The sequence below is a fragment of the Pseudomonas sp. GM80 genome (assembly GCF_000282515.1).
Lineage (GTDB): Bacteria > Pseudomonadota > Gammaproteobacteria > Pseudomonadales > Pseudomonadaceae > Aquipseudomonas.
On sequence record NZ_AKJD01000064.1, the window covers coordinates 1 to 25,573 of the forward strand.

Sequence of the window (25,573 nt, forward strand, 5' to 3'; positions counted from 1 at the left end):
CTGCCGAAGGCTGCGATCTCTTGATGTTGTTTTTAAGATCAACAGATCGCAGCCTTCGGCAGCTCCTACAGGGGTATTTGATACTGAGGGTATTTGGGTGATTTTCATTGGTTGTGCGGGCTGGAGCCTGGGGCGTGAATATTGGCCGGAATTTCCGGCTGACGGCACGCACCTGCAACGCTACGCCGCGCGGTTCAACAGCGTGGAAATCAACAGCTCGTTCTATCGTCCGCATCGCCGCTCCACTTATGAGCGCTGGGCAGACTCGGTGCCGGAAGGGTTTCGCTTTTCGGTAAAAATCCCCAAACAGATCAGCCATGAGCGTCGTTTGCTGGACTGCGAAGATGCGCTCGATGAGTTTCTGTCGCAGTGCAGTGGTTTGGGTGATCGGTTGGGTTGTCTATTGCTGCAACTGCCGCCGTCACTGGCGTTTGATGCGGCCAGTACCGAGGCATTCTTCAAGACGTTGCGTCAGCGCTTCGACGGCGCCGTTGTCCTGGAACCGCGTCACGAGTCGTGGGTGAGTGCCAAACCATTGCTGATGGCTTATCGGATCGCTCAGGCAGCGGTCGATCCTTCGCGCCTCAGCAGTGATGCTTCACCGTCCGGCTGTCAGGGCATCCGCTATTGGCGGCTGCACGGTTCACCGCGCCTTTATCACAGTGCCTACGAGGTCGCTTATCTGCAAAGGCTCGCCCAAGCCTTGCAGGCCGCCGATACGCATGGCGCCGCGACCTGGTGCATATTTGACAACACCGCCAGTGGTGCAGCGACAGGCAACGCGTTAGCACTGGCGGCGTTGCTGCACGGTTAGTCTCAGACCGACAGGTGCTCATACAAAATCGTCGCACCGACGATCATCAACACGACGCCGCCGACGATTTCGGCACGCTTGCCGACAACCGCGCCCAACACCCGGCCGAGCATCACGCCGAGGGTCACCATGGTCATGGTCGCCAGGCCAATGGCTGCTGCCGCCACCCAGATATTCACGTCGACAAACGCCAGGCCTACGCCCACGGCGAGGGCGTCGATGCTGGTGGCAAATGCGGTGACCGCGAGGATCAGGAAGGAGTGCGAGCCGGGTTTCTCTTCTTGCTCTTCTTCGTGCTTCAGGCCGTTGTAGATCATGTGCAGGCCGAGGATGACCAGCAGGGTGAAGGCGATCCAGTGATCCCATTCGGCTACCCAACGGGTCGCGGCTTGACCGATCAGCCAGCCGATGATGGGTGTGATGGCTTCGATCACGCCGAAGATCAAGCCGGTGCGCAGGGCTTCGCTCAAGCGCGGTTTGTGCAGGCTTGAGCCTTTGCCGATGGCGGCGGCGAACGCATCCGTGGACATGGCCAGGGCGAGGAATATGAGGGAAACAGGATTCACGGGGGTTACTTCCAGTCGGGCTATGAGTCAACGACACAACCACACGCCCGACTTCAGGCATGGATGTGTCGTCGGTCTCACCAACCAAAAGGTGTTCGCACCACGGCATGTTGCCGAGAATGTTGATACGAACGCATCCGCATGGCGCGGAAACAGGCTACTCCCCAACGAGGTGCGCGATTTTAGGCGGGCACACATGAAAATTTCGTCAAAAACCCTCAATCCCTCCTGAACACGCAAACCCCTGTGGTGAGGCATCCACCAGTATTTGGTGGGGAGCAGGTGGGTGGTCTAGAGCATTTGCAATGCTGACTGCTGCCGCCCCGTCATCATCAAGGCGACACCACAGACAAGTGAACACAAACCCTGTGGTGAGGGGATTCATCCCCGACGGGGTGCGAAGCGCCCCCAAAAACAGCGCTTCTGCGCAGTTCATCGGGGATAAATCCCCTCACCACAGGTTAGGCATCCACCAGAAATTGGCGGTGAGCAGGTGGGTGGTCTAGAGCATTTGCAATGCTGACTGCTGCCGCCCCGTCATCATCAAGGCGACACCATAGACAAGTGAACACAAACCCTGTGGTGAGGGGATTCATCCCCGACGGGGGTGCGAAGCGCCCCCAAAAACAGAGCTGCTGCGCAGCTCATCGGGGATAAATCCTTCACCACAGACAACAGGGTTAATTACCGTCCGCCACTTTGCGTTCAATCTCATCGATCTTGCGCTGCAACGTTTCGGCGTCCTGCTCTTTGACGCGGGTTGAGGTCGGCGTGATGACTTCGTCCACAGCCTTGGTGTCGTCATCGCGGTCCTCAAGATCACGCTCGACCACATTCACCGGTTTGCCGGAAGTATCGGTAGGCGGGGCATTCGGGGTTTTATCGTCATTGCTGTTCATGTCGTTGGCCTCCAGGGTGTAACCATTGGAGGAGCGAATTCACCGGACGTTCGATATTTCTGTCACCCCACAACCCCCCTGTAGGAGCTGCCGCAGGCTGCGATCTTTTGATCTTGTTTTTAAAGATCCAGATCAAAAGATCACAGCCTGCGGCAGCTCCTACAGGGGATGGGTCAGTCTTTGAGGATGTCGCGGTCTTTGGTTTCCGGCAGGAAGAACGTGCCGAGTATCGCGGTCATCACGGCGATCACGATCGGGTACCACAAGCCGTAATAGATGTCCCCGGTGGCCGCGACCATGGCGAACGCCACCGTCGGCAGGAAGCCGCCAAACCAGCCGTTGCCGATGTGATACGGCAGCGACATCGAGGTGTAGCGGATGCGGGTCGGGAACAGTTCGACCAGCCATGCGGCAATCGGGCCGTACACCATGGTCACGTAGATCACCAGCACCGTCAGCAGGAGCAGCACCATCGGATAGTTGGTTTTCGCCGGATCGGCTTTCTCGGGATAACCGGCGTCCTTGAGCGCGCTGCCGAGGGTCGCGGTGAAGGCGTCGTTGCGGGTTTTGAAGTCCGCTGCCGGCAAAGCGCTGCCCTCGAAACTTTCGACGACTTTGTCACCAATGCGCACCTGGGCAACGGTGCCCGGCTCGGCGATCACGTTCTCATAAGGTATCGCCCGTTTCGCCAGCAGGGTCTTCGCCAGGTCACAGGAGCTGGTGAATTTGGCCTTGCCCACCGGGTCGAACTGGAATGAGCACTGATCCGGGTTGGCGATGACTTTGACCGGATTTTTTTCCTGAGCGATGAACACATCGGGGTTGCCATACTGAGTCAGCGCATGAAAGATCGGGAAGTACGTCAGCGCCGCCAGTATGCAGCCGACCATGATGATCGGCTTGCGCCCGATGCGGTCGGAGAGGCTGCCGAAAATCACGAAAAACGGCGTACCGATCAGCAACGAACCGGCGATCAGCAAATTGGCGGTTTGCGGGTCGATTTTCAGCGTCTGCAACAGAAAGAACAACGCATAGAACTGCCCGGTGTACCAGACCACCGCTTGCCCGGCAGTGCCGCCAAGCAACGACATGATCACCACTTTGAGGTTGTCCCAACGGGCAAAGGACTCAGTCAGCGGCGCCTTGGATGCCTTGCCTTCGGCCTTCATTTTCTGGAACACCGGCGACTCGCTCAGTTGCAGGCGGATGTACACCGAGACGATCAGCAGCAGGATCGACAGCAGGAACGGAATGCGCCAGCCCCACGCTTCAAACGCTTCCGTGCCGAGCGCCGTGCGGCAGGCAAGAATCACCAGCAGCGAGAGGAACAGGCCCAGGGTCGCAGTGGTTTGAATCCATGAGGTGAAAAAGCCGCGTCGATTGCGTGGCGCGTGTTCGGCGACGTAGGTTGCCGCGCCGCCGTACTCACCGCCTAACGCCAGGCCTTGCAGCAGGCGCAGGGTGATCAGGATGACTGGCGCGGCGACGCCAATGGTCGCGTAGCCCGGCAACAGGCCGACTATCGCGGTCGAGACACCCATGATGACGATGGTGATCAGGAAGGTGTGCTTGCGCCCGATCATGTCGCCCAGCCGGCCGAACACAATCGCGCCGAACGGCCGCACCGCAAACCCGGCGGCGAAGGCGAGCAGGGCAAAGATAAACGCCGTGGTTTCGTTGACGCCGGCAAAGAAGTGCTTGGCGATGATCGCCGCCAGTGAGCCATACAGGTAAAAGTCGTACCACTCGAAAACCGTACCGAGGGACGAGGCGAAGATGACCTTGCGCTCCTCCTTGGTGATGCCGCCGCTGCGCGGTGGACTGCCGGTGGACGCTGTGTCGATTGTAGCCATGGGTGTTCTCCGTCATGCTTATTGTTGAAGGCCGGAGTCCCCCGATACTGCTTATCGCACTCTGGCCTTGGGGCTAATGCCGCAATTGCTCTCGCGTGAAACTTGCACAGTCTGGCGGCCTCGCATTGCTGCAAGGTTTCCTGAAGCATAATCAGCTTCTGGCAGATATCCACTCGTGTACTTGCCCGTAGTGGCAATTAAAGATCACCGGCTTGCGGTCGATAACTGCCGACCCGCCTAAATCAGAATTCACCTTTCAGGGAAGATGCCCATGAATGCTTCATTGCAGAGCGCTGCCGCGCAAATCCGTCAGGCCGTCCGAGTCGCCACCGAAGGTCTGGTGGGGCGCGAACAGTTGGCCGAACTGATTGTTCTGGCCGCTGTGGCGCAGGAGCATATTCTGGTCATCGGCCCGCCAGGCACGGCCAAAAGTGCGGTCGTGCGGCGCGTTGCGCAGTCCATGGGCGGGCGCTATTTCGAATACCTGCTGGGGCGTTTTACCGAACCGTCGGAACTGTTCGGTGCGGTCGACCTGAAAAAGCTTCGCGAAGGCACGGTGGAAACCGACGTCAGCGGCATGCTGCCAGAAGCCGACATCGTCTTCCTCGATGAAGTGTTCCTCGGCTCGACGGCGATTCTCAATACCTTGCTCGGCGTGCTCAACGAACGGCGCTTCCGTCGTGGGCACACGCAGATTCAGTGTCCGCTGCGCGTGTGCGTCGGCGCCTCCAATGGCTTGCCGGACGACGAAGCGCTGGCGGCGTTTGGTGATCGCTTCCTGCTGCACCTGTTTGTTGAATCGGTGCCGGACAATCAGCTCGAAGCGATGCTCGCCGGCGGCTGGCAATCGGAGCAGCGTCCGGTTCAGCAGTTGCTTGGCCTGAGCCAACTGGACACCCTGGGCCAGGCCCTGAAAAGCGTCGATCTGAGCGTGGTTCGCCCAGCGCTGGCCCAGGCCATCCGCCGGTTGCGCGAAGCTGGCATTCAGTTGTCCGACCGACGCATCGTCAAGTCCCAGCGCCTGATCGCCGCCGCCGCGTTGCTCGGTGGCCGTCTCGCCGCCAGCGCCGCCGATCTGTGGCCGCTGCTGTATGTGCTGCCGACCAAGGAAGCCCAGCAGCATGGCCGCGAAGTGCTGCGCGAGATGTTCACGCAGTCGAGCAACCGGCATTTGTTCAGTGCGGTGGAGGAGGCGACCCTGCAACCGATGTCGCGGGTCAGCCGCCTGGTGGAAACCGCCGAGGATTATCTGGCGCGCAGCGAACCACCGGCCAGCGCCTTGCTCGAAGGCCTGCTGCGTGAGATTGACGCCAACTTCGACGACCTGACCATTCCGGCAACGTTGCAGGACGTGCGCGGCCAGCTCGCACGTTTGCTGACGACGGCTGCATGAGCGTCAACGCCAATCAATGGCGCCCGCGCCCGGTGCCGGTCGAACCGCAGGCTGCCGTGGCCTGGGGTGAAGTCGCGCGGCGCCTGCATGCGCGATTGCTGTCGATGCCCGCTGAACAGGCGTCGCGCCTGAACGCCACGGCCAACCGCGATGTGTTGCTGGTGAGCGGTGCGGCGGCGGATCTGCCGTGGGTCGATGGCGTCGCCTATGCGGCGATGGACGAACGTGCGCCGGGGCTATGGTTGCCGACCCATTGGCAACCCGAAGTGCCGACAGACCTGCTGGCGCTGGCGTTGTCGAAGAAATTCTCGCGGGCGCCGCTGTTGCTGTGGCGTGACCCTCCCGCCGTGGTGCCCCTCGACCGGCAATTGCCGGTGACGGCCGAGCACTTGCAACGCATTGACGATTTTTGGGCGGGACGCTGATGCAGTTACCTGAATCCCTGCAACCGTGGCGCGAATGGCTGCAATGGTTTGCCCCGGAGCAACTGCCGCTGTTCGCCGATCTGCTCGGGCGGCTCAATCCGGTGCTGGGGCCGTTGCGCGGTCTGCAACAGGGCGGCGTACCTGAGCCGGATGGCCTGGGCGATTTGCAGCGGCGCGGGCCGTATGAGCGGCTGCTGGGCAGTGAATGGCTGTTGGCCGATGAAGTCCCCGAAGAATTTCTGCGCCGCGCAGTGGTCGGCGAACATCTGTTTCTTGCGCCGCAATACCGCGCGCAGCAAGCCAGTCGCCAGATGGTCGTGCTGTTCGACGCCGGGCCGCTGCAACTGGGCGCGCCACGCCTGGTGCATCTGGCGCTGCTGATCCTGCTGGCCCGTCGCGCCAAAGAGGCGGGCGCCGAACTGCGCTGGGGCATTTTGCAGCAGGCGCCGCAGTTGCATGGCGTCGATTCGGCGGCGCAGCTCAAACACCTGCTCAACGCACGCACGTTTCACACGGCCGGCGACGAGCACTGGCAAGCCTGGCGCGACTGGCTGCGCAGTGCGGCCATGCCGGTCGGCGAGTGCTGGCTGGTCGGGCAACGCTTGCCGGCCACCGATCGCCAGACGTGCAGCCATCGCGTGCAGATCGCGCGCAGCCTGGATGGTCAGAGTCTGTCGGTGCATTTGACGTCGACGCACACCCGTCGAGTCGTGCTGCCGATGCCCGATGAACGCCCGGCAGTGCAACTGCTTAAAGGCCAGTTCGCAGGCGAAGTCGTCAACGCCGCGCCGGCCGCCAAGGGCAGTGTGCCGCGGGTTTCGCTGACGTTGCAGCCGGTGATTTCGAGTGCCGGCAGCCATGTCGCGTTGAAGATGCTTGATGAGCCTGGTCTGGTCGTCATCAAGTTGCCGGCGAAGCACCAGAAAAAAACCTTGGAAGTGCGCTGCAAACTCTGGCGTGTCGGGACTACACCGCTGACGGCGCTGTTCTTCGGGCGCGCAATCGGCGCGGTGTTGAGCGATCAGTTTCAGCTGACGTTCTGGAGTATGCCCGGTCTGAAACCGGTCGATAAACCGAGCCTGGAACAGTTGAAGCTGCCGCCGGGCACGGCCAACTTTCTCCCGGCCATTGGTCTGCAAGGACATGGCTGCAGCCGTTTGTATCTGCTCGATACCCAAGGGCATCTGGCGTTTTGGGTGGTGAAAAACGCGAAAGACACGGCCACGCCGGGCACCGGGCAGACGCATCGTCTGGCGGAGGGGGTGATCGGCATGGCCAGGGTGGGTCGCGATGCGATGGGTTACGTGCGCCGTGAAGATAATCGGCTGTATGCCCATTCGGTCAATTCGCAGGGGCAGGTTTCGTCTGCTCATCTGGCGGGAATTGCCGATGGCATCAGCCAAGTGTTGTTTGCCGCCAGTTACCACTGGCACCACGGTTGCGGCGGCTGTGCGTTGCTCACGCTGAAAAACCAATGTGAGAGCTGGCGCGTGATGTTTTTCAACGAATCACCGCGAGAGGTACAACGTATTGAACTGGCCCCGGGCTGGAAAGGCATCGGTTTGTTGTATGAGGGCGACGAGCGCTTTGCGCTGCTGATGCTCAGCCCCAATCAACAGGCCATCGTCCTGCACCGCGGTGGCGATCAGGAAACCCTGTTCACCACCAGCGATGTGATTGCCAAGGTCAGCTTCTGCCCGTTGAGCGGTGTGGTCGCGGCGCTGACCAGCAGCCGCGAGTTACTGGTGTACGCAGTGCCCCAGCGCCTGCTGCGGTTGCAGGTATTTTGTAATGAACAAGCGGGAAACAGGGACGGCAGCGATGCTTGAACAAGCAGCAGGATTGATCCGTCGCCCGGCCTTGACCGGTCACCAGCACATTGAAGGGCTGTGGTTTTCTGCTGAACGCTTTGCGCCGGACGAGCGCGCACAGTTGATCCTCGAACACTGGCAGACCGGCGCCAGTGCCTATCGTTTTGCAGACGGAGACCTATTGCGTCTACGTCAGCCCATGGCGGTGCACTGCGAAGCCTTGCGCGGCTGGCCGTTGATTCGTCAGGGGCACACGCTGAGTTCAGCGTTGTTCGACCCGCGGGAAATACGCGACCTGCCGAGCGCCGATCTGTGGCTGGTACGCGGCAGCCAGGTCAGTGCCTTGCATCTGCGCGATGCCGTGGCGTTGGCGCCAGAGGAGTGGCTGGATGTCAGTCACCTCACGTTGCTCGACACCTATGACTGTCGCCAGGCGCTGCCGCCACCGGTGCTCGAACCGATGGAGGTCACCACCGATGTGCGCGAGATACTCGGCAAAAACCTGAAACCGGTCAGCCCCGAGCAGCAAAAGACGTTGCAGGCACTGCTGGCGCGTCAGCAGCAGGCGTCGACGGCCTCGCCCGATGCTGGGATGTCACCCGCGAGCGCTGGCTGGACGCCGCCGGATACCAGGCCCTTGCCGTGGTTGAAGCTCAGTGTGATGTTGGTGTTGCTGGTGGCCGTGTTCTGGATGGTTACGCAGGGCCAGCACAGCGCTGTGAATGCTTTGACACCTGCGCGAGAGACGCCGCTGTCCGTGCAAATCAGTGGCGTGGTGCTTGGCACGCTGATCGGCGGGGTGGCGTTGACCCTGTTGCTGATGGGCCTGCGGCATCTGTTGCGGCGCGTGGCGTCACTCCCGCTGCAAAGCGTGCCGAGCCGATCGCCCGCAGGCGTCGAGACGCGTGCTCGAGCGCCCGCAGGCATCGCAGCGCGTGCTCAACCGGGGAAACACACACCAGCGTTGTGGCGGCGCTGGGTGACGCGCATGACTCAACATTCACGTCTGTCTGCGCTTTACGGCAGACGCCAGGCCGCGTACATGCAGCGCATGTTCGAGATGTTCGAGAACGGTGATCTGGAAGAAGCGCTGCGCCATGCGATTCCGTTGCGTGGTGGGCCGCACAGCGGTGAGCAGTCGTTCGGCACGCCACAGCGACGCCAGGATCTGTCGATCAGCCAACACCAGGGCCTGGCGCGCTCAATGGTCTTCGAACAGGACATCGAGGCGCACCTGCGGCAGATCTACCGGCAGACCTTCGAACGGCTGGAACGTGCAGGCCGCATCGAAGAGGCGGTGTTTGTCCTCGCCGAATTGCTCAAGGCGCAGCAGGAAGCGCTCGACTGCCTGGAAAAACACGGGCGCCAGCAACAGGCCGCTGACCTCGCTCTGGCCTGGGACATGCCCGCCGCGACCATCGTGCGGTTGCTGTGCCTGGCCGGGAACTGGCAGCGCGCCTTGCTGGTAGCGCGGCGCGACGACGCGTTTGCCGACACCGTGACGATGCTCCAGGATAAATGGCCGCAGCACGCCGCGCGTCTGCGCCTGGAGTGGGCCGAATCATTGGCGCGCAAGGGCCTCTGGCTGCAAGCCGTCGAGGCCGTCTGGCCGCTGACGGCCGAGCGCGGGCAGGCGACACAATGGCTGTTGAATGCTGAAAAAGCCGGCGGCAGCCTCGCCGTTGGAGCGCTGGTCAAGCGCGCGATTCTGCTACCCGACACCTTGCTGGCGTATGCCGATCAGATCGAACAATTGCGCGATGACCCGCAACGCTTCGCCGAGCGTGCGACGCTGGCCGACAGTCTGTTGCAGCACAAGGCGCACGCCAGCGAGCTGGCCTGGTTGGCGAGCGCTACTGTCCACGCGATCATCGCCGATCAGGTGGGCGGTCAGGGGCGTTTGTCTCTGCAGCAGTTGCAGGCACTGGTCAGTATGAGCAAGGACAAACTCTTGCAGGCCGACCTGCCGCAGCAACTGCCCGCGCGACCTGCGCCCTACACACAGGTCACCGGCAGCGAACCCCTGCAATGGACTGCGCCGGCCATGGGCAGCCGGATGATCCGGGATGCTGTGCCGCTCGATGATCAGCGCTACTTGCTGGCATTGGGCGAGGCCGGCGCAGTGGTGGTCGACGCGCATGGCAACACGCTCTACCAATTCGCGATGCCTGCGCAATACATCGTTCTGGCCCATGGGCGGCAGGTGGCATTGCTGGTCGCCCGGCGCAATGAAGTGTGGCGTATCAGCAAAGTGGACCTGGTCACGCGCATCGCAACGGATCTCGGCGTGCAGATGTTCAATGTGTTCAGCCGCACATTCAACGGTTCGAACTGGACCATCGGCCGTGGGCGACAACTGCGTGTGGTGGATGTCGATCGTGGATTCGAAACCCTGTGGCACGTGAGCGATTTGCCCGGCGAGGTCATTGGCATGAAGGATGACACGTACAACGAATCTTTATGGCTGAGTGATGCGCAAGCGGGCCTGGAGTTATGGCATTACCGCTTGCCTGAGCGGCGACTGATGAAGCGAATGCCGGTGCCTGCGGTGGGGTTTGACCAGCAGTACCTGCTCAGCGCTGATGGGCGATTGGAGTTCATGCGTGTGGATCGTGAAAACGACGAGGTTTCGATTCTGCTGTTCGGTGGTGGGACTGATTGCAACAACTACAGCCTGCCCGATTGTGACTTCGAGCAAGACCATGAGGAGTTGGTGGAAGTGCATTTGCAGGAGCACTGCCGGCTGATCGGTTATCTGGTCAACGACCACGACATGCGCTGGCACTTTATCGCCAGGACCAGCAACCGCCTCGTTGCGACACTGCAATGGCCTCGACACGGTGTGCGGGTACGTTGTGTCGGTAGCGATTTTCTGCTGTTTGATGATCAGGGGCGCTTGAGCCATTTCAATATGGACAATGTCACGCAACACAACCTTTCGCTGAACTGAGTGGGTGAGCCGGCCTAAGCCTTGACCCAGCGCTGGCGGCTCCACGCACTCAACCAGTCCACCACGAACACCAGCACCAGCATGGCCAGAATCACCGTGCTGGCTTGCGCCTCCTGAAACAGGCTCAGGCTCACGTAGAGCATTTGTCCCAGTCCACCGGCGCCGACAAAACCGAGCACGCTGGCCATGCGGATGTTGTTTTCCCAGCGGTACAAAATGTAGGCGAGCAATTGCGGCGCGAGATTCGGCAGGGTGCCGTAGCAGAAAGCCAGAATCGGATTGCCGCCCTGCAAGCGAATGGCTTCAGCCGGTTGCGGCGGGGTGTTTTCCAGTGCTTCGGCGAACAACCGGCCAAGTACCCCGGTGGTGTGCAGGGCGAGGGCGAGGGTGCCAGCGTTGGGGCCGAGGCCGGCCGCGAGCACCATCAGCGCCGCCCAGACCAGTTCCGGAATCGCCCGCAGGCCATTGAGCAACAGACGCGAAGCGCTTTGCAGCGGCCAGCCAAAACGCCCGGCGGCCGGAAGCGCAAGGACGATGCCGAACACCGCCGCGAGCAGTGTGCCGAGGGCGGACATGGCCAGGGTTTCCATCGAACCGTGCAGGATCGCTTTGAGGTAATCCGCGCTCAAGTCCGGGCTGAGAAAGCGCTGCACATACGCGCCCATCTGCTTGAGGCTGGTGGCGCTGCCGAGCTCACCGAGGTCCAGCCCCAGATAGGTGAACGAAGCGATGACCGCCGCACCGATCGCGGCGATCAGCAGCAAGTTGATCAGACGATTCATGTCAGCCTCCAGCGCAACAAACGGCTGAGCTGATCAGCGCCTAATACCAGAATCAGGAACGACAGCAGGATACTGGCGACTTCACCGCCGGCGAACATGCGGATCGACAGGTCGATCTGCTGCCCCAATCCCCCTGCGCCGACAAAGCCCATCACCACCGAAGCGCGGATCGCACATTCCCAGCGATAAACCGTGTACGACAGCAATTCCGCCGCGACATTGGGCAACGTGCCGTAAGCAAACGCCGCCAGCCGACCGCTGCCAGCCTGCAACAACGCGTGGGCCGGACGTTGGTCGGTGGATTCGAAAATCTCCGCGTAGACCTTGCCGAGCATGCCGCTGTAAGTGATGGCAATGGCCAGCACACCGGCCGCCGGTCCCAGCCCTACGGCGCGCACAAACAACAGCGCCCAGACGATTTCCGGCACGCTGCGCAAAAAGATCAGCAAGCCGCGAACCGGCCAGCGCAACAAGCGCCCCAACCGACTGGGCACGCCACCTCTTGACGCGGCGGACAGCGACAGCGCGCGACTGGCAAGCAGACCCGCCGGTATCGCCAGCAACAGCGCCAATGCCATGCCAGCGGTGGCGATGGCCAGGGTTTGCAAAGTGGCTTTGAGCAGTATCTGCAGAAACGCTTCGTCGTGCGCCGGTGGCCAGAATTGCGCAACAAAACGGCCCATTTCATTTTGGCTGTCCGGCAGCAGGACGCCGAGGTTCAACTCGCTGAGCTGAATGCCCGGCCACAGCAAGGCAATCGCCAGCAACGTGAGGATCAGTCTTGGCCACGCGGCCGGGTCCCGTGAATCGGCTTTCAGCATCGGGGAATCTGCACAGTCAAAGGCGTAGGTGCTGCGGTCGGCGATTGCAGTTTTTCGTTGGCGTACAGCGCATCGAGCATCTCATGGCTGACTTGCGCGGAATGGCTGTCGAAGAGGATCTGCCCATCGCGCAGGCCGATGATGCGCGGGAAGTGCGACAACGCCAGGTCCACCGCGTGCAAGCTCGCCACCAGTGTGACGTTGTGCTCACGGGCGTGGCGCGAAAGGATCGACAGCGTGTGCCCGGCCATCACCGGGTCCATCGCCGACACCGGCTCGTCCGCCAGCAGAACTTCCGGCGCCTGATACAACACCCGCGCAATGCCCACGCGTTGCAGCTGGCCGCCCGACAGTTGCTGGCAATGGGCGAACAATTTGTCGCCCAGATCCAGTCGCGCCAACGCCGCGCGCGCACCTGCCACATCCAATGGATGCAACAGGTTCAACAGGCTTTTACCCAGACTCCACTGACCGAGCTTGCCGGCCAGCACCGCCGTGACCACGCGCTGACGTGGCGGCAGCGGCGGCGCCTGATGCACCAGACCGATGCGCGCACGCAGGCGTTGGCGTAGGCGGGCGGACAAGTACCAGGCGCGTTCGCCGAGCACTTCGATTTCGCCGCTGCTGGGCCGCAATGCGGTGGCCAGCAGGTTGAGCAGACTCGATTTGCCAGCCCCGGACGGGCCGATGATGGCGACCTGTTCGCCGGCGCCAATCTGTACGTCGACACCGCGCAGGGCATCGACGCCATTGGCGTGGCGCAGGCTGCCCTGTTTGAGGCTCAGGGTCATTTCAGCAGTTCGGCGGCGCGGGCGGCTTCCTCGATGCCCTTGTAGTTTTCAGGCTTGGTGTCGATGAAACGGCTGGCGGCCTGCAAGTCCAGAATCTTCTTCTGCTCAGGGTTGGCCGGGTCCAGGTCAAGGAAGGCTTTTTTGATCTTCGCTGCGAGCGCCGGATCAAGGGTGCCACGCACGGTCCAGTTGTAATCGAAGTAGGTCGGCGTGGTGGCGAAGACTTTCACCTTGTTGGTGTCGACCTTGCCGGCATCCACCAGTTTCTGCCAGACGCTGGCGTTGAGTACGCCGGCGTCGACCTTGCCGGCCTGCACCCAGGCCACGGTCGCATCGTGCGCGCCGGAGTAGGCGACGCGGCTGAAATACGCTTCCGGCTTGATGCCGTCGTTTTTCAGCATGAAATAACGCGGCATCAGGCTGCCCGAGGTCGACGACACCGAACCGAAGGCGAAGGTCTTGCCTTTCAGGTCAGCGAGGCTTTTCACGTTCGGGTCGGCGGTGATGAATTTACTGGTGAACTGCGCATCCTGTTCACGCTGCACCAGTGGGATCACCGGGGTGGTGGCATCAGTCTTCAGACGCGCCTGAACAAAGGTGAAACCGCCCAGCCAGGCCATGTCCAGACGGTCGGTGGCCAGCGCTTCAACCACGGCCGGGTAATCGGCCACGGGCACGAACTGCACCTTCATGCCCAATTGCTGTTCCAGGTAGGCACCCAGCGGCTCGAACTTGCGCAGCAATTCGGTCGGGGCTTCATCGGGAATCGCGCTGACGCGCAGAACGTCGGCGGCGTGAGTCACCAGCGCAGAAAAGGACAGGGCCAGGCCGGCGGTCAGTGCCAGGGTTCGTTTGAACATGGAAATCTCCGTTTCATAGGCATCAAAAGGGGTGAACAGCTGAAAAAGGGCGCTACGTGAGGGTAGACGAATCGGCGAGGTTATACGTACTCACACGCGCAAAGGCCAGCGCCATGGGGCTGGCGCCGTCAAAAACGTTCATCGAGGATCGCCGGCAGGGTGAGTTCTTTGACGTAACTGGCCGACGACAAGCTGAGGATCATGCGCACTGCCTCGACGACATCGTGCACGGGAACCAGATGTCCCTCGCCACGCTGCTGTGCCAGGTCTCGCGGGGTGCTGAGCGCGTCTTCGGTGTTCAGATACCCAAGATTGAGGCAAGTCACCGCCAGACGCTGTTGCCGGTAGCCTTCGCGCAATGAATCAGCGATGCCGCGCAGGGCGAATTTCGAGGCGCCGAAGGCGACTTCCGGGCGACCGCTTTGCGGCAACCCAGAGGTTGAGCCTGTGAGGATGATTCTAGGTTGAGGGCTTTTCAGCAGAAGCGGGAGCAGGCGTTTGATCAACAGGAGCGTTGAAGTGATGTTGCAACCGATGATGGCTTGCAGTTCGTCGTCTGCGGTTTCGAGAAACTCATACGCCGGACCGAAGGCAAACTCCTCCCAGATCCCCAGGTTGTAAATCAGCGTATCCAGCCCGTCGTCGGCAACAGACTGCGCGATATCGTGCGCGGCTTTGACCGGGTCCATCAGGTTGGCTTCCACCCAGCGCAGCTGACGCCCGGCATCGCTGAGCAAACCCTCGGGGCGGGTGCGGGAAACACCGATCAACGTGTCTCCCGCGTTGCCCAAGCCTTCAATCAAAGCCCTGCCCAATCCTTTACTGGCACCCACCACCAAAATGTTCATCGATCCTCTCCCTGATCTGCTGACTGATGTGGGTGAGCATGCAAACAGACGACCTCTGAAATGGCAAACGAATGGGTGTGTCCGAATATTTACGGCAGCCTGGCAATCACCTTGATCTCGAAATCAAAACCATACAGCCAGGTCACGCCAACCGCGGTCACGGTCGGATGCGGCGCATCGCCCCAGAACTCCGTCAGCACGACATTCCAGATCGTCTCGAACTTTGACTGCGGATCAACGATGAACACGGTGACATCGACCACGTCGTCGAAGCTGCAACCGGCCTCATCAAGGATTGCATTGAGGTTGTGGAAAGCCTGCCGCACCTGATCCTGCAGGTCGGGCTCTGGTGTGCCGTCCTCGGTGCTGCCGACCTGGCCCGAGACAAACAGAAAACCGTTGGAGCGAATCGCTGGCGAGTAGCGATTGCGCTCATAAAGCGTGCGCCGGGCGGGCGGGAAAACCACATCGCGCTGAGTCATGGGGAGTGTCTCCATCAGTGAGTTGATGAAGCCACTTTAGGTATTTGCAGGCGGGCGATAAACGCGCAAGCTTGGCGTTCACTGTTTGTAAATCCCGAACAATCGAGGCGCGCACCTTGGATCGATTTGACGCAATGCAGGCGTTTGCCCGGGTAGTCGAGGCGGGGAGTTTCACCAAGGCTGCCGAAACCCTGCACATGAGCAAGACCACCGTCACTCAACTGGTGCAGCAACTGGAGGCGCGGTTGCGGGTGAAGTTGCTCAACCGCACCACGCGCAAGGTCAATGTCACCGCCGATGGCGCCGCTTATTACGAGCGGGTGATCAAGCTGCTGGCCGACCTTGATGATGCCGAAACCAGCCTGCCCGGCGCGGCGGCATTGCCCAGAGGCCGATTGCGCGTGGACGTGCCGAGCCCGTTGGCGCGTTTGATCCTGATCCCCGCGCTGCCCGAGTTTCACGCGCGCTACCCGGATATCCAGATCGACATGGGCGTCAGTGACCGCATCGTCGACATCATCGATGAAAACGTCGATTGCGTGGTGCGTGGCGGCGAATTACTCGATCAGTCGTTGAGGGCGCGCAAGGTCGCCGATCTGCCGTTGGGCGTGTTCGCCGCACCGGCTTATCTGGCTCGATCAGGCACGCCAGAGCATCCGCGCGAACTGGAAGATTCCCATCATCGCGTGGTCGGTTTCCTCTGGGCGCGCACCGGCAAACCGCTACCGTACGCCTTGCACAAGGCCAGCGAAAACCTGCACATCAAGGGCCGCCACGTGTTGGCGGTCGACGACGGCAATGCCTATCTCGCGGCGGGGCTGGCCGGCATGGGCGTGCTGTGGTTGCCCAAGTACATGTCCGGCGAGCACGAGGCGCGGGGCGAATTGCTGCCGCTGTTCGCCGACTGGCAGCTGGAGCCGATGCCGCTGTACGTCGCGTATCCGCCGAACCGCCATGTCAGCCTCAAGCTGCGCGTGTTCATCGACTGGGTGGTCGAGGTGATGGCGCTGCATGCGCCGGTTATTGATCGCTGAGGTTATTGATCAGCCACTCGCTGAAGCTGCGCGCCATCGGCTCCTGTTCACTGTCGCGATGGGTCAGCAACGCCCAGTTCGGCCCGCGAATGGTGCCTTCGACCAAGGGCTGCAACAGACCATCAGCGCGTGCCTGACGGCTGAGCAGCTGGCTCACCAAGGCAATGCCGAGCCCCGAACACGCGGCGTCGAGCAGCAACCCCGGATCGGAGAAATTCAGCCCCTGATCCTGCTGGCCGACATCGATTCCGGCCTCGACCGCCCAGTGACTCCAGTCCATTTCCCGCTCGCCATGCAACGTTGTGCGCTGTGCCGCCGGTAGCGCGATAACACGCGGATGACAGGCCGGGTAGAGGCGATCGGCGAGCAACACTTTGAAGCTGCATTCGGCCTGTGAACTGATGTCGTCGCGCACCGCCAGATCGATGGTCTGCGTGGCCATGTCCGGCACTTCATCGGTGCTGTAGATCCACAGATCAACCTTGGGGTGTTGCTGGCGAAAGTCCGCCAGTCGCGGCAGCAACCAATGCCGGGCAAACGCTGGTGTGGTGTTGAGCACCAGTTGATTGGGCTTCTGATACTGGCCCAAACGACGAATGCCCACGGCCAGTTGCTGCAGCATCGCTTGCGTGGTGCTGAGCAAATCGTGGCCGGCATCGGTCAGCGCCACGCTGCGTCCGCTGCGAAAAAACAGCGGCTGCTCCAGGTACGCCTCAAGGCTGCGGATCTGCTGACTGATCGCCGATTGCGTGAGGCTCAACTCTTCAGCGGCCTTGTGAAAACTGCCCAGTCGAGCGGCCGCTTCAAAGCCGCGCAGGGAGCTGAGCGGCGGCCAGTGTTTAAGCATATCGATAAGCTCCGCTAATCAGTTGTCTGCTAAATCCATCGTTTGTTTGCCGATTTTACGGCCCGTAGCATAAGCGCATTGAACACAGTGGCTTAACTAGCGAGGCTTATCATGCAGCACAACGACAATAAAAACAGCGCCTGGATGATGCCGGCAGAGTGGGTGACCCATGCCGCGACGTGGATGGTCTGGCCGCACAACCAGACGTTGTGGGAATCGGGTTGGCGCGTGACATTGGCGCAAGTGCAGGACGATTTCGCTCGCGTCGCCAATGCCATTGCCCTGTTTGAGCCGGTGAAACTGGTGGTCGATCCATCGGCCATTGCCAGCGCCAAAGCGTTGTGCGGGCCGAACATCGAGCTGATCCCGTTGGCAGTAAATGACAGTTGGTGCCGTGACTCCGGCCCGACGTTTGTCTGCCATCCGCAGCAAGGACTGGCCGGCGTGAGTTGGCGCTTCAACGCCTGGGGTGGCAAGTCGGCGCACGATCTGGACGAAAGCCTGGCGCGCCGCGCGCTCAATCACCTCGGCCTGGAATGCTTCGGTACGCCGCTAAGCAACGAGGGCGGGGCGATTCATGTCGATGGCCAAGGCACGTTGATCACCACGGAATCCGTGCTGCTCAATCCCAACCGCAACCCGGGCATGAGCAAAGCCGAGATGGAAGAGACCTTCAGCCGCCTGCTCGGCGTGAAGAAAACCATCTGGCTGCCGGGCGATCCGGATTACGTCACCGGCGACATGACCGATGGCCACGTTGATGGCGTCTGCGCCTTTGCCCGCCCCGGCGTGTTGCTGGTGGATGCAACGCACGATCAATCGTCGGTATACGCCGAGGTGGCGCGGGAAAATCGTCGTGCGCTGGAGCTGGCCACCGATGCGCAAGGACGCCGCTTCGAGCTGATCGAACTGTTCGAAGCCACCGACGCGGTCGACAGCGAAGCCGAAGTGTTCTGCGCCTCGTACACCAATTTCTACATCGCCAACGGCGCGATCATCATGCCGGCTTACGGTATCGAAGCGGATCACGTTGCGGCGAACGTGCTGGAAAAAGCCTTCCCCGGCCGCGAAGTGGTGCCGGTGCAAATCAATCATCTGGCCCATGGCGGCGGCGGAGTGCATTGCATCACCCAACAGCAGCCGGCCTGGCCGGTGAAGGGTTGAAATCATGACAATCCTGACCATTGCCACCACCCAGATGCCGTGCACCTGGGATTTACCCGGCAACCTTGATCGCGCCGAGCAACTTGTCCGCGATGCGGCGCAGCAGGGCGCGCAAGTGATCCTGTTGCAAGAGCTTTTCGCCACGCCATATTTCTGCATCGAGCAAAGCCACAAACACATGGCGTTGGCCGAGGAGTATCGCGACAGCCGCGTGCTCGCGCGCTTCGCCGCACTGGCCCGTGAGTTGGGCGTGGTGTTGCCGCTGAGCTGGTTCGAGAAGGCCGGCAACGCCTACTTCAATTCATTGAGCGTGGCCGATGCCGACGGGCGTTTGTTGGGCGTGTATCGCAAGACGCACATTCCCAACGCCATCGGCTATCAGGAGAAGGAGTATTTCAGCCCCGGTGATACCGGTTTCAAAGTCTGGGACACCGCGTTTGGTCGTCTCGGCGTGGGCATCTGCTGGGATCAATGGTTTCCGGAAACCGCGCGTTGTCTGGCGTTGATGGGGGCTGAGGTGCTGCTGTATCCGACTGCCATTGGTTCGGAACCGGGCTGCGCGGCGCTGGATTCGCGCGACCATTGGCAGATGACCATGCGCGGCCACGCCGCTGCCAATCTGCTGCCGGTGGTGGCGTCGAACCGCGTTGGTCGCGAAACGGCGACCACTGATTCGGGCCTGCAAATGAGCTTCTACGGCTCATCGTTCATCAGCGATCACAAAGGCCAGTTACTCGCCGCTGCCGACCGCGACAGCACTGGCTTTTTACTGCAAAGCGTCGATCTGACGGCCATGCGCGAAGAGCGTTTGAGCTGGGGCATCTACCGCGACCGTCGTCCGGAAATGTATGGGCCGCTGCTGAGTCAGGACGGTCGCCACCTTCATGCACGCTGGAACACTCAAGGGGTTTGATATGGCTACCAATCACAAGTGTTTGCTCGGCGCGATGGGCCTGGCATTGATCTGCGTGATGCCGTCGCTGCACGCCGAAGACAAAACCCTGCGGCTGTACAACTGGGCCGATTATTTTGCCGAAGACACGTTGAGCCGCTTTACCGCCGAAACCGGGATCAAGGTGATTTACGACGTCATGGACGGTAGCGAAACGCTGGAAGCGAAGATGCTTTCCGGCGGCAGCGGGTATGACCTGATCTTCCCCGGCGACACCGTGGCCGAACGCTTGATGCGCGCCGGCAGCCTGATGCCGCTGGATCAATCGAAGCTGACGGAACTGGCCGACATCGAACCCGGTTTGCAGAAACTGCGCGGCCATTACGCGCACTCCAGCAAAGCCACGGTGCCTTACACTTGGGGCACCATTGGCCTGACCTACAACGAAGAACAGATCAAAAAGCGCATGCCTGATGCGCCGGTGAACAGCCTCGACATGTTGTTCAAGCCTGATCTGGCGGCGAAGTTTGCCGACTGCGGGATCTCAATGATCGACTCGCCGGACGAAGCACTGGCGGTGGTGCTCAATTACCTCGGTCGCGATCCGCGCAGCGGCAAAGCCGAGGATCTGGCAGCGGCCAGTGAGTTGCTGATGAAATTGCGTCCGTACATCCGCAAATTCCAGTCGCAACCGGTGACCGATCTGGTCAATGGCAACCTGTGTCTGTCACTGGGTTACAGCGGCGACATGACCCAGGCCCAGCGCACCTCGGACAGCGCCGGGAAACACACGAAGTTTCAGTACCGTGTACCTCGCGAAGGCACCACGGTGTGGATGGACACCATGGCCATTCCGGTCGACGCCAGACATCCGGAATACGCCTACGCGTTCATCAACTTCGTCATGCGTCCGCAGAACATGGCCGCGATCAGTAACTTCACCGGCTATCCGACTTCCAATGCCAAGGCGCGGGCGAGTGTCGATGGAAGCATGCGCGACAACCCGGACATCTACCTCGACGAAGCGACCTATGCTCGTTTGATTCCGGGCAAGGACATCCCCCAGGCCGACATGCGCGCACGCATGCGCACCTGGACCAAATTCAAGACTGCCACTGGCCAATGATCCACGGCCGGCGCGTTCGCCGGCCCTGGTTTTTACAGGAATACACTGCATGTCGACTCGTCGTGAGTTCATCAAACAAGTAACGGTTGCCGCCGGTGTGAGCGCCGCTTTTATGGGCCTCGGCCTGTCGCCGGGCAAGGTGCTCGCGGCCGCACAGGGTCGCTGGTTCATGCCTGACGAAGGCGACAAACACGAACGCGCTTATATCGCCTTCGGTGCGCAGGACGCGATCTGGGAAGACTTCACCGAAGACGTTCAGCAAGCCCTCGGCCGTGTTGCTCGCGCCATCGCCCGATATGAACCGGTCACGGTGTTCTGCCGCAAGAACGAGCGCAGCATTGCTGAAGAATTTTGTGGGACGAGCAATATCACCTATGTCACCGCTGCACTCGACGACATCTGGATGCGCGACATCGGCGCCAATTTCGTCATCGATGACAAGGGCGGTTTGGGCGCGGTTGATTTCAACTTCAACGGTTGGGGCAACAAGCAGCAGCACAGCAAGGACGCGAAGATTGCGCGATTGGTCGCCAACGACGCGCAAGCCACTTACATCCGCACTGATCTGGTGGGCGAGGGCGGGGGCATCGAAGTCGACGGCCACGGCACCGCAATCATGACCGAGAGCAGCTGGATCAACCGCAACCGCAATCCCGACTGGAGCAAGGCCGATGTTGAAGCGGAACTGAAAGAACGCCTGGGCCTGCGCAAAATCATCTGGCTGCCGGGGATCAAGGGCAAGGACATCACCGACGCCCACGTCGACTTCTACGCACGCTTCATCAAGCCTGGCGTGGTGATCGCCAACCTCGACACCGACCCTCAATCCTATGATCACAAGGTCACGCTGGCGCACCTGGACATCCTCAAGAACGCCACCGATGCCGACGGGCGCAAATTGCAGATCCACACGATTTCGCCGCCACTCAATCCGCGCAAAAGCAAGTTCAACAAAAACAACCCGGACTTCGCCGCCGGTTACATCAACTACTTCGTGATCAACGGCGCGGTCATCGCCCCGGAATTCGGCGATAAAGCCGCGGACAAGAAGGCGTTCGACCTGTTGTCCGAACTGTACCCGGACCGCGACATCGTCCAATTGAACATCGATGCCATCGCGGCCGGTGGCGGCGGGATTCACTGCGTCACCAGCCATCAACCACAGGCGTGATTGACTCTTGAACGGATCAAGCCAACTATCGGCGCATAACAACATGACCGATGGACCCGAACTTGATCGAACGACGCCAATTCAGCGGAGGCATGAAGGGGAAAAACCTCCGCTATCTGAATGAGCAAAGCCCGGATAGCCCACGCCTGACCCGCACCGGTTTTCTGCTGCTTGAACACTTTTCGCTGCCGGCCTTCACTCAGGCGCTGGACACTGTAGTCACCACCAATCTGCTGCGGCCGGGGTTGTTTGCCTCGCGCACGTTCGGGCTCGGCGACGGCGAAGTCGTCAGTGACCTGGGGCTGGTGATTCGGCCCGATGCGCGGCTTGATTTATCGGCGCTTGAGGAACTGGATCTGCTGGTGGTGTGCGGTGGTTATCGCACCGAGTTGCGCGCGAATGATGAGTTTATCGGCTTGCTGAAAGCGGCGGCGGAGCGGGGCGTGAGTCTCGCTGGGTTGTGGAACGGTTCGTGGTTCCTCGGGCGCGCCGGATTGCTCGACGGCTATCGCTGCGCCATTCACCCGGAACATCGCCCGGCACTGACTGAAATCGCCAAGAGCACCCACGTCAGCAGCGAACCCTACGTGATTGATCGTGACCGCCTCACGGCATCAAGTCCGTCCGGGGCGTTTCACATGGCGCTGGACTGGATCAAAAGCCTGCACGGCAAGGCGTTGGTCGAGGGCATCGAAGACATTCTGGCGTTTGAAGAATCGCGTTACCGACGGATCAAACCCGATGAAAACATCTGCGTCAGCGCGCCGCTGCGGGAAGTGGTGAAGCTGATGGATGCCAATCTGGAAGAGCCGTTGGAGCTGGAGCAACTGGCGGTGTACGCCGGGCGCTCGCGTCGGCAACTGGAGCGATTGTTCAAGGAACAACTGGGCACCACGCCGCAGCGTTATTACCTCGAACTGCGGATTACCGAGGCGCGGCGTTTATTGCAGCACACCGAGCTGTCGCAGGTTGAGGTGCTGGTGGCTTGCGGTTTTGTCTCGCCCAGCCATTTCAGCAAGTGCTACAGCGCGTTCTTTGGTTATCGCCCTTCAAAGGAAAAGCGTCTGGTCAAATAACACCGGTCGTTGCCTGCGCGTACGCCAGAATCCGCCGGCTTACGCGCCTTGAGGGGAGCTGTAGTGTTTCCCTGTCACTGCAAAACGGTGATTGGGTTTGGTCGCCCGTTTCTTGACTGGAGTACGCTATCGCCTCTAGCAGTCGGCGGGCTTAAGGGTGTCTGAACTGGCGCCATCGCGAGCAGGCTCACTCCTACAAGGGTACGTATTTCAAATGTAGGAGTGAGCCTGCTCGCGATGACGCCAGTCCGGGCAAAAAATCTGCAAGACTCTTACACCGCCTCTGACCATCACGCGAGCCCCAATCTCACCCTCAAATAGTCAAGCAGTCAGCCTTTTGCGGTGTTTCTACAGGTGGTGAGTGTTGATCACAGCCTTGGCGAACGCCTGCGGCAGGTTGTGTTGAAGTGTGGATTGATGAATCGCTTGGCGCCCGTATCCAAGGTGAAACATGGTGGTGAAACGCACTGATCATCGTCTGATTCAGTGAAAAATAATAAGTCGCTGTTTTAAAACAAAAAATATTTCACTTCGTGCTTCCCAAACTGAATAAACCTTGGTAAATTGCGCCCCGTTCTCACAGCGAACCTAACGAAGTAGCTGGAAAGAGCAGTAGGGGCGTCGCCAAGCGGTAAGGCAGCAGGTTTTGATCCTGCCATGCGTTGGTTCGAATCCAGCCGCCCCTGCCATATTCGAAAAAACGCCAACTTCGCAAGAAGTTGGCGTTTTTTTTATGCCTGCGATTTGGCCAGGCTTGGAAAAGTGGACATACGCGGTGCCGAAGCACCGCGCACGCCAACCACTCAGTGCGGTGCGCGCGGAATGGTTTTCATCAGGTCTTCAGGGCTGATGTGGCCGACCACGCTGCCCGGTTGCGGCAGGTTGAGGATGTGGCCTTTCATCTTGCCGATGATGTGCATTTCGCACGGCTTGCAATCGAACTTCAGCGTCAGCACTTCATCGCCGTGGATCAACTGCATCGGCGCGACTTTGGTGCGCACGCCGGTCACGCCTTTGGCCTGTTTCGGGCACAGGTTGAAGGAGAAGCGCAGGCAGTGCTTGGTGATCATCACTGGCACTTCGCCCGCTTCTTCGTGCGCTTCGTACGCCGCGTCGATCAGCTTCACGCCGTGACGGTGGTAGAAGTCGCGCGCCTTCTGGTTGTAGACGTTGGCGAGGAAGGTCAGGTGCGAGTCCGGGTACACCGGCGGCGGGCTGGTTTCGGCTTTACGGCCGCCACGCGGATGAGCGGCGACACGCGCTGCAGTCAGGTTCTCGATCACTTCACGGCGCAGGGCTTTAAGCTGCGAGTTGGGGATGAAGAACGCTTGTGGCGCATCCAGCTTGATGTCGGTGGCGTGATACTGCGTGGTGCCGAGTTGGCCGAGCAGATCGCGCAACTGTTCCAGCGCTTGCTCAGGCTTGTTGGCGACGCCGAACGGGCCGTTGAGGGTGACGCTGGCGCTGATGCCTTCTTCGCTGGTGGCGGTGACTTCCAGCTGTTCTTCACGCAGGCGCGCAACCCAGCTCAGGGCTACGCGACGCTCGGACGAGGTCTTCTGCAGCGCCTGTTGCCAGTTGTGGTCGAGGTTGCGATTGAGCGGGTGATTCGGGCGCAGCTTGAACAGGCCTTCGGGCATTTCGTTCGGCTCGACGCGATAGCGGTAGCGCTTCTCGCCGTCTTCTTCGAACTCGCCTTTGGCTTCAGCGATGTTGGCGCGGAAACCGACCACTTCGCGCTTGACCAGCACGTTCAAGCCGTCGCCGTTGGACAGCGGTTCGTGGGTCACGACCTGCATGTCACGCTTGCCGACTTTCTCGACCGTGCCCACCGGCAGGCCGGTGAAGGTCGGCGAGTCGAACGCGCCGATGTCGATCTTGCGATCGGTAACAAAGTAATCGGTGCTGCCGCGGTGGAAGGTTTTTTCCGGGTCGGGCAGAAAGAAGTGTGCGGTGCGGCCGCTGGAAGCGCGGGCCAGGTCCGGGCGATCTTCGAGGACGTCGTCGAGGCGCTGGCGGTAGTAGGCGGTGATGTTCTTCACATAGCCCATGTCCTTGTAGCGACCTTCGATCTTGAACGAACGCACGCCGGCTTCGACCAGCGCGCGGATGTTGGCGCTCTGGTTGTTGTCCTTCATCGACAGCAGGTGTTTTTCGTAGGCGATCACGCCACCCTTTTCATCTTTGAGGGTGTACGGCAAGCGGCAGGCTTGCGAGCAGTCGCCACGGTTGGCACTGCGGCCGGTCTGCGCATGGGAGATGTTGCACTGGCCGGAGAAGGCCACGCACAAGGCGCCATGGATGAAGAATTCGATGGCAGCGTCGGTTTCGTCGGCGATTGCGCGGATTTCTTGCAGGTTCAGCTCACGGGCCAATACCAGTTGCGAGAAGCCGGCCTGATCGAGGAACTTCGCCCGCTCAAGGGTGCGGATATCGGTCTGGGTCGAGGCGTGCAGCTCGATCGGCGGAATGTCCAGCTCCATCACGCCCAGATCCTGAACGATCAGCGCGTCGACACCGGCATCGTACAACTGATGGATCAGCTTGCGCGCCGGCTCCAGTTCGTTGTCGTGCAGGATGGTGTTGATGGTGGTGAAAATGCGTGCGTGGTAACGGCGGGCGAATTCGACCAGCTCGGCGATTTCACCGACTTCGTTGCAGGCGTTGTGGCGCGCGCCGAAGCTCGGGCCGCCGATGTACACGGCGTCGGCGCCGTGCAGGATCGCCTCACGGGCGATGGCGACATCGCGGGCAGGGCTGAGCAATTCCAGATGATGCTTGGGCAAGGACATAGTTTTTTTAGTCAGGCTGTCACGGTTAGGCGCGCATTCTAGCGCCGAATCGCGTGCTCGGCACGCCCGTGCTGCCCGATGGCACCGAGCATCTGTAGGAGCTGCGGCACGCTGCGATCTTTTGACCTTTTCAGATCAAGATCAAAAGATCGCAGCCTCGTTTCACTCGGCAGCTC

The 25,573-nt window shown here is 60.8% G+C and carries 22 protein-coding genes, 1 tRNA gene and 1 riboswitch; of the genes, 12 read left to right on the top strand and 11 right to left on the bottom strand.

Features of this window, described 5'->3' with window-relative positions; all coding sequences use genetic code 11:
- Positions 1 to 97: 97 nt before the first annotated feature.
- Positions 98 to 814, top strand: coding sequence for a DUF72 domain-containing protein (locus PMI37_RS10915; protein WP_008080652.1), 717 nt, complete (start codon positions 98 to 100; stop codon positions 812 to 814).
- Positions 815 to 816: 2 nt separating this feature from the next.
- Here PMI37_RS10915 and mntP read toward each other — a convergent pair whose 3' ends face one another.
- The 3 genes from mntP to PMI37_RS10930 form a co-directional block, all read right to left on the bottom strand.
- Positions 817 to 1,380 carry a manganese efflux pump MntP gene (gene mntP / locus PMI37_RS10920; protein WP_008080653.1) on the bottom strand — a complete coding sequence of 188 codons (564 nt, stop codon included), beginning with the start codon at positions 1,378 to 1,380 and terminating at the stop codon, positions 817 to 819.
- 7 nt (positions 1,381 to 1,387) lie between these two features.
- Positions 1,388 to 1,558: riboswitch (yybP-ykoY riboswitch) on the bottom strand.
- A gap of 502 nt (positions 1,559 to 2,060) precedes the next feature.
- Entirely contained in the window at positions 2,061 to 2,279 is a 219-nt protein-coding gene (locus PMI37_RS10925; RefSeq protein ID WP_008080654.1) for a hypothetical protein, read from the bottom strand.
- A gap of 173 nt (positions 2,280 to 2,452) precedes the next feature.
- Entirely contained in the window at positions 2,453 to 4,132 is a 1,680-nt protein-coding gene (locus PMI37_RS10930; RefSeq protein ID WP_008080655.1) for an MFS transporter, read from the bottom strand.
- 271 nt (positions 4,133 to 4,403) lie between these two features.
- On the opposite strand from PMI37_RS10930, the gene PMI37_RS10935 reads away from it, so the two are divergent.
- Genes PMI37_RS10935 through PMI37_RS10950 form a run of 4 tightly spaced genes read left to right on the top strand, consistent with a single transcriptional unit; the run spans position 4,404 to position 10,711 of the window.
- The gene (locus PMI37_RS10935) at positions 4,404 to 5,525 is read left to right on the top strand and encodes an AAA family ATPase (RefSeq protein ID WP_008080656.1); all 1,122 of its coding nucleotides are present in this window, start codon (positions 4,404 to 4,406) and stop codon (positions 5,523 to 5,525) included.
- The gene (locus PMI37_RS10940; protein WP_008080657.1) at positions 5,522 to 5,950 is read left to right on the top strand and encodes a bpX5 domain-containing protein; all 429 of its coding nucleotides are present in this window, start codon (positions 5,522 to 5,524) and stop codon (positions 5,948 to 5,950) included. The genes PMI37_RS10935 and PMI37_RS10940 overlap by 4 nt, the downstream gene beginning before the upstream one ends.
- Positions 5,950 to 7,779, top strand: a complete 1,830-nt coding sequence (locus PMI37_RS10945; protein ID WP_008080658.1) for a hypothetical protein — start codon at positions 5,950 to 5,952, stop codon at positions 7,777 to 7,779. Before PMI37_RS10940 ends, PMI37_RS10945 begins: the two co-directional genes overlap by 1 nt.
- On the top strand, positions 7,772 to 10,711 hold the full coding sequence (locus tag PMI37_RS10950; protein WP_008080659.1) for a bpX6 domain-containing protein: 2,940 nt from the start codon (positions 7,772 to 7,774) through the stop codon (positions 10,709 to 10,711). Before PMI37_RS10945 ends, PMI37_RS10950 begins: the two co-directional genes overlap by 8 nt.
- 14 nt (positions 10,712 to 10,725) lie before the next feature.
- Here the strand turns inward: PMI37_RS10950 and phnE are convergent, their stop codons facing one another.
- From phnE to PMI37_RS10980, 6 genes are all read right to left on the bottom strand, one after another.
- Complete coding sequence (phnE, locus tag PMI37_RS10955; protein ID WP_008080660.1) at positions 10,726 to 11,493, bottom strand: phosphonate ABC transporter, permease protein PhnE; 768 nt, start codon at positions 11,491 to 11,493, stop codon at positions 10,726 to 10,728.
- Positions 11,490 to 12,314, bottom strand: coding sequence for a PhnE/PtxC family ABC transporter permease (locus PMI37_RS10960; protein ID WP_008080661.1), 825 nt, complete (start codon positions 12,312 to 12,314; stop codon positions 11,490 to 11,492). Before PMI37_RS10960 ends, phnE begins: the two co-directional genes overlap by 4 nt.
- Positions 12,308 to 13,105: a phosphonate ABC transporter ATP-binding protein gene (locus tag PMI37_RS10965; RefSeq protein ID WP_008080670.1), complete on the bottom strand. Its 798-nt coding sequence runs from the start codon at positions 13,103 to 13,105 to the stop codon at positions 12,308 to 12,310. The genes PMI37_RS10960 and PMI37_RS10965 overlap by 7 nt, the downstream gene beginning before the upstream one ends.
- Positions 13,102 to 13,965 (bottom strand): putative selenate ABC transporter substrate-binding protein, encoded by an 864-nt coding sequence (locus PMI37_RS10970; protein ID WP_008080671.1) that lies wholly within the window; start codon positions 13,963 to 13,965, stop codon positions 13,102 to 13,104. The genes PMI37_RS10965 and PMI37_RS10970 overlap by 4 nt, the downstream gene beginning before the upstream one ends.
- Before the next feature lie 128 nt (positions 13,966 to 14,093).
- Positions 14,094 to 14,813 carry an SDR family NAD(P)-dependent oxidoreductase gene (locus tag PMI37_RS10975; RefSeq protein WP_008080672.1) on the bottom strand — a complete coding sequence of 240 codons (720 nt, stop codon included), beginning with the start codon at positions 14,811 to 14,813 and terminating at the stop codon, positions 14,094 to 14,096.
- 89 nt (positions 14,814 to 14,902) lie between these two features.
- Positions 14,903 to 15,295 (bottom strand): RidA family protein, encoded by a 393-nt coding sequence (locus tag PMI37_RS10980; RefSeq protein WP_008080673.1) that lies wholly within the window; start codon positions 15,293 to 15,295, stop codon positions 14,903 to 14,905.
- Between the two features lie 116 nt (positions 15,296 to 15,411).
- Between PMI37_RS10980 and PMI37_RS10985 the strand changes: the two genes are divergently transcribed.
- On the top strand, positions 15,412 to 16,329 hold the full coding sequence (locus PMI37_RS10985) for a LysR family transcriptional regulator (RefSeq protein ID WP_008080674.1): 918 nt from the start codon (positions 15,412 to 15,414) through the stop codon (positions 16,327 to 16,329).
- On the opposite strand, the gene PMI37_RS10990 is transcribed toward PMI37_RS10985, so the two are convergent.
- Positions 16,316 to 17,176, bottom strand: a complete 861-nt coding sequence (locus PMI37_RS10990; protein WP_008080675.1) for a LysR substrate-binding domain-containing protein — start codon at positions 17,174 to 17,176, stop codon at positions 16,316 to 16,318. The genes PMI37_RS10985 and PMI37_RS10990 overlap by 14 nt on opposite strands.
- Positions 17,177 to 17,287: 111 nt before the next feature.
- Here PMI37_RS10990 and PMI37_RS10995 point away from each other — a divergent pair, with 111 nt between their 5' ends.
- From PMI37_RS10995 to PMI37_RS11020, 6 genes are all read left to right on the top strand, one after another.
- Positions 17,288 to 18,340, top strand: a complete 1,053-nt coding sequence (locus PMI37_RS10995; protein ID WP_008080676.1) for an agmatine deiminase family protein — start codon at positions 17,288 to 17,290, stop codon at positions 18,338 to 18,340.
- A 4-nt stretch (positions 18,341 to 18,344) separates the two neighbouring features.
- Entirely contained in the window at positions 18,345 to 19,253 is a 909-nt protein-coding gene (aguB, locus tag PMI37_RS11000) for an N-carbamoylputrescine amidase (protein WP_008080679.1), read from the top strand.
- A gap of 1 nt (position 19,254) precedes the next feature.
- On the top strand, positions 19,255 to 20,358 hold the full coding sequence (locus tag PMI37_RS11005; protein ID WP_008080681.1) for an extracellular solute-binding protein: 1,104 nt from the start codon (positions 19,255 to 19,257) through the stop codon (positions 20,356 to 20,358).
- Between the two features lie 49 nt (positions 20,359 to 20,407).
- Entirely contained in the window at positions 20,408 to 21,529 is a 1,122-nt protein-coding gene (locus PMI37_RS11010; RefSeq protein WP_008080682.1) for an agmatine deiminase family protein, read from the top strand.
- A gap of 50 nt (positions 21,530 to 21,579) precedes the next feature.
- Positions 21,580 to 22,605 carry a GlxA family transcriptional regulator gene (locus tag PMI37_RS11015; protein ID WP_008080684.1) on the top strand — a complete coding sequence of 342 codons (1,026 nt, stop codon included), beginning with the start codon at positions 21,580 to 21,582 and terminating at the stop codon, positions 22,603 to 22,605.
- Between the two features lie 614 nt (positions 22,606 to 23,219).
- Positions 23,220 to 23,294: transfer RNA gene (locus PMI37_RS11020), tRNA-Gln, on the top strand.
- 114 nt (positions 23,295 to 23,408) lie between these two features.
- Here the strand turns inward: PMI37_RS11020 and PMI37_RS11025 are convergent.
- Entirely contained in the window at positions 23,409 to 25,397 is a 1,989-nt protein-coding gene (locus tag PMI37_RS11025; protein ID WP_008080686.1) for a peptidase U32 family protein, read from the bottom strand.
- Positions 25,398 to 25,573: the final 176 nt, after the last annotated feature.

Coding starts and splice junctions, on each gene's coding strand:
- PMI37_RS10925 (WP_008080654.1), bottom strand. CDS start 2,279: ATGAACAGCAATGACGATAAAACCCCGAATGCCCCGCCTACCGATACT.
- PMI37_RS10930 (WP_008080655.1), bottom strand. CDS start 4,132: ATGGCTACAATCGACACAGCGTCCACCGGCAGTCCACCGCGCAGCGGC.
- PMI37_RS10935 (WP_008080656.1), top strand. CDS start 4,404: ATGAATGCTTCATTGCAGAGCGCTGCCGCGCAAATCCGTCAGGCCGTC.
- PMI37_RS10940 (WP_008080657.1), top strand. CDS start 5,522: ATGAGCGTCAACGCCAATCAATGGCGCCCGCGCCCGGTGCCGGTCGAA.
- PMI37_RS10945 (WP_008080658.1), top strand. CDS start 5,950: ATGCAGTTACCTGAATCCCTGCAACCGTGGCGCGAATGGCTGCAATGG.
- PMI37_RS10950 (WP_008080659.1), top strand. CDS start 7,772: ATGCTTGAACAAGCAGCAGGATTGATCCGTCGCCCGGCCTTGACCGGT.
- phnE (WP_008080660.1), bottom strand. CDS start 11,493: ATGAATCGTCTGATCAACTTGCTGCTGATCGCCGCGATCGGTGCGGCG.
- PMI37_RS10960 (WP_008080661.1), bottom strand. CDS start 12,314: ATGCTGAAAGCCGATTCACGGGACCCGGCCGCGTGGCCAAGACTGATC.
- PMI37_RS10965 (WP_008080670.1), bottom strand. CDS start 13,105: ATGACCCTGAGCCTCAAACAGGGCAGCCTGCGCCACGCCAATGGCGTC.
- PMI37_RS10970 (WP_008080671.1), bottom strand. CDS start 13,965: ATGTTCAAACGAACCCTGGCACTGACCGCCGGCCTGGCCCTGTCCTTT.
- PMI37_RS10975 (WP_008080672.1), bottom strand. CDS start 14,813: ATGAACATTTTGGTGGTGGGTGCCAGTAAAGGATTGGGCAGGGCTTTG.
- PMI37_RS10980 (WP_008080673.1), bottom strand. CDS start 15,295: ATGACTCAGCGCGATGTGGTTTTCCCGCCCGCCCGGCGCACGCTTTAT.
- PMI37_RS10990 (WP_008080675.1), bottom strand. CDS start 17,176: ATGCTTAAACACTGGCCGCCGCTCAGCTCCCTGCGCGGCTTTGAAGCG.
- PMI37_RS10995 (WP_008080676.1), top strand. CDS start 17,288: ATGCAGCACAACGACAATAAAAACAGCGCCTGGATGATGCCGGCAGAG.
- aguB (WP_008080679.1), top strand. CDS start 18,345: ATGACAATCCTGACCATTGCCACCACCCAGATGCCGTGCACCTGGGAT.
- PMI37_RS11005 (WP_008080681.1), top strand. CDS start 19,255: ATGGCTACCAATCACAAGTGTTTGCTCGGCGCGATGGGCCTGGCATTG.
- PMI37_RS11010 (WP_008080682.1), top strand. CDS start 20,408: ATGTCGACTCGTCGTGAGTTCATCAAACAAGTAACGGTTGCCGCCGGT.
- PMI37_RS11015 (WP_008080684.1), top strand. CDS start 21,580: ATGGACCCGAACTTGATCGAACGACGCCAATTCAGCGGAGGCATGAAG.
- PMI37_RS11025 (WP_008080686.1), bottom strand. CDS start 25,397: ATGTCCTTGCCCAAGCATCATCTGGAATTGCTCAGCCCTGCCCGCGAT.